This window comes from Thauera aromatica (genome assembly GCF_023093595.1).
Taxonomy (GTDB): Bacteria; Pseudomonadota; Gammaproteobacteria; order Burkholderiales; family Rhodocyclaceae; genus Thauera; species Thauera aromatica_A.
The window spans coordinates 1-6,308 of sequence record NZ_JALLIK010000055.1 but is presented as its reverse complement, the minus strand read 5'-3'; the positions used below and the strand labels follow the sequence as shown (position 1 = coordinate 6,308).

Sequence of the window (6,308 nt, the reverse complement as noted above, 5' to 3'; positions counted from 1 at the left end):
GGATATCTGTCGCCGACCACGTTCCTGCAGAACTGGATCGCACGACAGGATCAGCAAGAAATGGCAGCATGAAGACGACCGGTTGGAAGACGGAAAACGTAGGGCACCTCACGGAAACAGCCCCGTCCCCGTATTCGCATCGGTCATCTGCTCATAGCCGCGCACGCGCGTATAGCGCGCGTCGGCATCGTTGACCCGCAGATACAGCTGCGTGCTTGCAGGGTCGAGCGACTGATACACCGCCACGTTGGTATCGGCGAACGGCTTGCTCCACCCTGCCCCGGCGCGCTTGAGCGCGGCGCCCGTCACCGTGCCGTCGGCCACGCCGGGGCAGAGGAAGGTGAAGGAGGTTGCGGCGGACGTGTCGATGCGCCACTCCGCATTCAGCGCGGCCTCGCTTGCGCCGCTGATCGCAATGACCGCGTGCTTGTCGTAGGGGTTGCCGGCGCTGATCGAGACCGTCGCCACGCCGCCGGCCACCACCACGCTGTCCGGGCTGCGGGTGGAAAAGCCGTTGATCAGGCAGGCGTCGAGCAGTTCGATCAGTGCGCCGGCCTGGCCGCGCAGCACGGGCGCGTCGGCCATGCCGCTGTGAAACCACTTGACGCTGGTGTCCGCTTTCGTCGTCATGCTTCTGTTCTCCTGTTAATCAAGGCCGGTCGATGTTGCCCAGCGCGTACAGTTCCACGCCGCCCTCGCCATCGCCCAGGGGTTCGTCGGATTGCTGGATGCTGCGCGCGATCCAGATGTCGGCCAGGGCGCCGACGGTGTTGATGCGCACGACGTTGCCGGCGGACCAGCCGCCGCCGTTGGCCGCGAGCGGGATGCGCAGGTAGGGCGCGCCGCCGCTGCCGTCGGGGTTGCGGGTGCGCGGATTGATGGGGGCGAGGTCGGCGGTGAAGGGGCCGCTGTACACCAGGCCGCGGCGCTGGCCGATCAGCTCGACGTTGGTGGTCGACGTCCAGCGCAGCACCCAGCGTTCGGTTTCCGCGCCTTCGTTGGTGACCTCGATCGGGTGAGCGATGGTGTCGAGGGTGGCGGTGGCCTCGCTGCCCTTGAGTGCGTCGGTCCAGGTGCCGTCCCACGTCGCCTGGTCCCACACCGCGCTGACGCGGGCGCGGCGGTCGCCGTGGATGAGGCAGGAGGCGACGAGCGAGTCGCCGGCCGGGTAGTCGTGGGTGAGTGCGCGCGCCAGGGTGAGCTGGCCGCTGATCTGGGCGTCGGTGATCTGGCGCAGGTCGCCGACGGTGTGGCGCACCGTCACCGGCATGGTCATGCCCGAGACGTCGGTGAAGGTAACGAGGCCGGTGGCGCGGTCGAGGGTGAAGCCGTCGCGCACGGTGGCGCCGGTGGCGTCGATGACGCGCACCCAGGCGATGCGGGTGCGGCCGCAGTCGACGGTGCCGCCGTTGGCGACCGTGGCCGGGGCGGTGGTGGCGGCGTGCATGACCATGACCACGTCGCCGGCGCGGTAGATGGGGACGCGACCGTCGGCGGGCAGGCGCACCGGGTCGATGCCGAGGATGTCGGCGTCGAGCGGCAGATAGGTGTAGGCGACGGCGTTGTAGCGGATCGAGCTGGGGTCGACCGGGCGTGGAATCCACACCGTGGGCGCGGGGTCGGGGCTTTGCGGGTCGTGCTCGGGGTCGGGGCCGTACTGGCCGAAGGCGAGCTGCACGGTGCCGAATTCGTAGTTGACTGCGCCATAGACCCAGCTGGCGGTGATCTTGCCGTCGGCGTCGGCGGTGGCGCTGATCGTTTCGCCGTCGAGGGTGGTGGCGGTGAGGTTGAGCGATTCGGGGGCGATCGGGGCCACCGGCGTGCGGAAGGCGGCGCCGATGGCCGGCTCGATGCCGTACTGGGTGAGGCAGGCGAGCACCTGCACCGCGCCGCTGCCGCCGGCGGGCCAGTAGTCCAGGGTGACGCGGCCGGCGGCGAGGTCGAGCGTGCCCACTTCGAGGCCGCTGCCGAGGCGGTCGGGGTTCATGACGATGCGGCTGCCGCGGGCGACGAACAGGCTGCCGCCCAGGCGGAAGGCGAGCGATCCGGCGATGACAGGGTCACCGGCATAAGGGGCGATGTCGATTTTGAGCGCCTGCGCCGGCAGGGTCACGGATTCAGAAGTGGGCACGGTGGAGGTGACGACGTACTGGACACGGATGAGCGCGCCGTTGCCCCAGGTGTCGGTGAACACCTCGCTGCCCCAGCTGCCGGTGTCGGCAGTGGACTCGCCGCCCGAGGAGCCGCGGATGGCGGTGGAGGACGAGGCCGATTGCGCGCTGGCGCCTGCGCGGGCGTCTTCGCCCAGGTAGTTGAGGTAGATCGTCGTGTTGCTGCCCGCGCTCGCGCTGTTGGTGCTGCTGCCTCCTTCGGTTTCGAGCGACTGCGAGACGGTGCCGGTGGACACGATGCCGAAGCTGGCGGCGCGCACGACGTCGGTGGGGATGAAGTACACTTGGCCGGTGGCGTAATCCACCGACCCGGCCTGCGGCCCGTAGAGCGCGCCGGCACCGTCGTCGGTGCAGCGCTTCTTGACCACGATATTGCCCACGCTGACGCTCGATTCGGATTCGGCGAAGCTGCGGGTAGCGGCGTTTTCCTTGATGCTATCGATCTGCTCGTTCGAAAGCTGGGCCGAAGTGGTTGCCTCCTGCTCGCGCAGCTTGCCATTCTCGTAGGTAGGCCGCTTCCAGGCGTCGGTGTCGGAGAGGCTGGTGCTGCCCGAATACGTGCTGCTCGAGGCGTAGTAGGCGACGTTGCCCAGGGTCTGGGTGGCCTTCTCGGTGGCGGTTTCGCTGCGGATCGTTTCCCACTCGATGTTGAGCGAGCGCGGCACGATGGGCGTTTGCGCCAGGGTGAAGCCGACGAAGCCGTTGCCGTCCTGGGTCGGGGTAAAGGTTTCGGTCACCAGGGTGGCGCGGTCGTAGGTGACCACCGGGGTGGTGCCGGGGTCGGGCAGCACCGCGGGGCGGAACCAGAATTCGCGGCTGGTGTACTTGACCGCGCCGTAGCCGTTGCCGGCGAGCAGGTGGGCGCCGTCGTCGGTCAGGGTCTGAGTGAGGCCGCCGGCCTGCCACGTGATCGTGAGGCTGCCGGGGGCGATGGCGTGTTCGTCGAGCGGGTCGCCGATCACCCCGGACCAGGTGATGGGGGTGACGTGGCTGGTGTCGCGGATGGCGAGCGCGGCGCGGTTGGCCCAGCTGAACAGGATCAGGCTGCCGGCGTCGGGCAGCGCGCCGAGGGTGACGCTGGCGACCCCGGTGACGTAGGAGAGCTGCCCGGCGCCAAGCGCGGAGTCGGCGCCCACGAGCAGGCCGGTGCCGTCGTCGGTGAGCACGTACCAGTTGCCGTTGGCCATGTAGCTGACCGACAGCGCGCCGGGGGCCGGTACCGGGAGCAGGGTCTCGATCCAGTTGAAGCGGCGGTTTTCGGCGGTAACCTGGCGGAACAGGGTGTTGGCCGCGGTGCCCAGCGCCACCGCCGGCAGCCAGCTCACGGATGCGGTGCTGCCCACGCTGTAGCCGGGGTCGGCGTTGAAGATGATGTCGCCGGTGGCGTAGACGATGCTGCCCACCGCCACCCCCGAGCGCAGCACGGTGCCGGCGCCGTCGTCGGTGGTGCTTTGCGGGCCGGCAAGCGAGCCGGGCAGCACGCCGGTGGCCAGGGTGAGGCGGCCATTGGCGGCGAAGGAAAGGTGGGCGTCGGCCACGGTGGTGGTGATCGGCGCTGCGGCGGTGGGGGCCATGATGTCGCGCTCGCCCAGCATCTGGTTGGCGAGCGCAGATTCAGTGCGCGCCGAGGGCACGAGCTTGGTATACATGCTCGCCGCGCGCACTACGCGATCGCCCACGCTGGCGATGGCCGACAGCGGCTGGGCGCCGTAGTAGCGCGCGGCGTCGGCCACCGTGGTGTCGCGGATGCGGGCACGGCCGCTGTAGCTGTAGTTGCTGTCGTAGTACCGGGGGCTGTGGCCGGCAAAGTTGTGGCGCAAGGCGTCGGACAGGCCCAGCGTCACCACCCAGCGCTGGAATTCGGTGGTGTTTCCGACCGCGGAGTCGGCAAAGGTCTGCTCGACCACGTCGACGCTGGTGACGCGCACGTACTGTTCTTTCTCGGTGCTCAAGCCTTCGTCCTGGACGATGCACAGGGTCTTGCCGATCGGCGGCAGGGCGGAGCCGACGCGCTGGATCAGGTTGATCGCGCGCATGCCGGTGATGTGGTTTTCGTACAGGTAGCCGGGCCAGGTGGGGCCCTTGTACAGGTAGGACTCGACCTTGTCGGCGGCCTGGGCGCGGGTGTCGAACGGGTCGTTGCTGGAAAACAGGGTGTAGCCCAGCGCCTCGTCGGCGGGCAGCGCGGTGACCACCGTCTTGGCGCCGCCGTAGAGGTCGGTGGACAGGGTGCGCACGGCGAGGAAGAGCTTGCGCAGGTTGAAGCGGCCGTAGGCGCGGTCGAGGTCGGAGATGTCCTCAAAGACGTTGTTCATGGCGCCGTCTTCGATGACGCGCCCGGTGGCGGCGCCACCGCCCTCGGGCACGTCGTCCATGACCTGCGATTCGACGAAGACGATGTTTTGTTCCTGGATGGGCATGTCGGCTTACTCGACGGTGATGAATCGGAGGGTGGCGAGCACCCAGTCGGTGGCGGCCGGGTCGGCGTAGTGGACCAGCGGGCGGGCCTCGAACGGGCCGCCGTCGTGGTGGCGGAAGAGCACGACGTGGGCGGTGCCGCGCAGGCTGAGGGTGAGCTGCTGGCCGGGCACGTCGGCCCAGGCCTGCAGCTGCGCCATGGCGGCGCGGGTGAGCCAGGCGCTGGCGTCGTCCTCGTTGCGCAGGGTGATCGGGCGCCCGCCCTGGCGCACGCCGGCATCGACGACGAGCGCGCCGGTAAGGCTGCGCTCGACCGCCTGCTCCACCGCGCCCCAAGCGAATTCGTCGTCCCAGTAGAGGTCGGGGTCGAGCGCGAGGGTGGTGGTGCCGTCGGAGAGAGTGAGGGTCATGGGTCAGGCTCTCCGGGCGTCGTCTTCGAGCTGGCGCAGCAAGCCCACCAGGGCGTCGGCGTCGGCCCGGCTGGCGGTGTTGATGGCGGCCACGCGCCCGGCGCCAGTGCCGATCTCGACGCGGAAGGTGGTGACGGTTTCGCGCGGGGCGGAGCCAGCGACGCGGGGTTCGTTGGCGCTGAAGCGGCCGGAGTCGCGCTCTTGCTTCATCTGCAGTTCGTCGAGCCGCTCGACGGTGCCCTGAAGCATCTTCGCGTAGCGCGGATCGAGCCCCGCCATGCGGCCCATGCTCTTGCCCTTCTGCTGCCATTCGGCCTCGATCTCCTTGCGCAGGGCGAGGCCGCCGAGGCGTTCGGCGCGCGCGAGCAGTGCGGTCTGGCCGTTATCCATGCGGCTGTAGGTTTTGCGCCCGCCGCCGGGTGGCGGCGGTCCTCCCGGCGGAGTACCCCCAGGCGCGGGCAGGTCGGCGATGGTCGCGCCGAGTACGGCGTACTTGGCTGCGGCAGCCTCGGCCTGAGCGCCGAGCTGGGAGGTGGCCGCGGCGGCGGTGCCCATGCTGCTGACGACAGCGTTGCCCGCCTCATCGGCGGCGATGCGCACTTTGTGCATGCCGGCCTCGACTTGCAGGGATGCCGAGGCCACTCCGCCGTTGGCGGCGATGGCTTTTTCGGCGTAGGCGGCGAAGGCCTGCTGAAGCTCGCGCGCGCTTGCCGTCCCGCTGCTGCGGATTTGCTCGAAGGACTGCCGGGCGCGGTCAGCCGTTGCCCGCAACTCGGCATCCGAGGTGACGTGCAGATTCTTGAACGCCTCGGCCACGCTGTTGATGCCGGGGGTGACTTGATCGGCCTTCTCCCCGATCTTCTCGATCGCCAGCGCGACCTGTTCGGCCGACAGCTTGCCCTCGCGGCCCAGCCGTTCGATCAGCGCGACCAAAGCCTTGAATTCCGCCGGGTTGCTCGCACGCTTGAGCGCGGCGTCGAGGCCTTGCTCGAGCGCGGCGGCAGCATTGAGGCCGGACTGGCGCAGGCGGTCGTATTGCCCAGCGAGCAGCTTGACGCTGCCGATGGCCTCGGTGAACTTTGCCGACATGCCGGTGAGGGCCACATCAGCATCCACCCCGAGGCGCTGCAGCGCCGCCCTCACCTGCGCATCAAGCGCCACGCCGAGTAGCTGCGCGCTGATCGTGCCGCGGTTGAAGGTATCTGTCCGGTAATCCCCGTTTGGGGGGCGCGACTCAGAGGTCGACGAGGTGTCGCAACAGGGGGAAGGAGACGCGCCAGCTTTGACCGTCGCAGTCGAGGGTGGCGGT

At 69.4% G+C, this 6,308-nt stretch carries 4 protein-coding genes; all 4 read right to left on the bottom strand.

Translation table 11 applies throughout. The features are described 5' to 3' along the window. Window positions 1–108: 108 nt before the first annotated feature. Window positions 109–630 carry a hypothetical protein gene (locus tag MXC99_RS00795; protein ID WP_247723731.1) on the bottom strand — a complete coding sequence of 174 codons (522 nt, stop codon included), beginning with the start codon at window positions 628–630 and terminating at the stop codon, window positions 109–111. Window positions 631–649: 19 nt separating this feature from the next. Next, entirely contained in the window at window positions 650–4,591 is a 3,942-nt protein-coding gene (locus MXC99_RS00790; protein ID WP_247723730.1) for a hypothetical protein, read from the bottom strand. Between the two features lie 6 nt (window positions 4,592–4,597). Then, on the bottom strand, window positions 4,598–4,999 hold the full coding sequence (locus MXC99_RS00785) for a hypothetical protein (RefSeq protein WP_247723729.1): 402 nt from the start codon (window positions 4,997–4,999) through the stop codon (window positions 4,598–4,600). A 3-nt stretch (window positions 5,000–5,002) separates the two neighbouring features. Then, window positions 5,003–6,308, bottom strand: a 1,306-nt coding sequence (locus tag MXC99_RS00780; protein ID WP_247723728.1) for a hypothetical protein, incomplete at its 5' end; no start/stop codon positions are given.

Bases quoted from the DNA above. Each gene is read 5' to 3' on its own strand.
- MXC99_RS00785 (WP_247723729.1), bottom strand. From the start codon at position 4,999: ATGACCCTCACTCTCTCCGACGGCACCACCACCCTCGCGCTCGACCCC.
- MXC99_RS00790 (WP_247723730.1), bottom strand. From the start codon at position 4,591: ATGCCCATCCAGGAACAAAACATCGTCTTCGTCGAATCGCAGGTCATG.
- MXC99_RS00795 (WP_247723731.1), bottom strand. From the start codon at position 630: ATGACGACGAAAGCGGACACCAGCGTCAAGTGGTTTCACAGCGGCATG.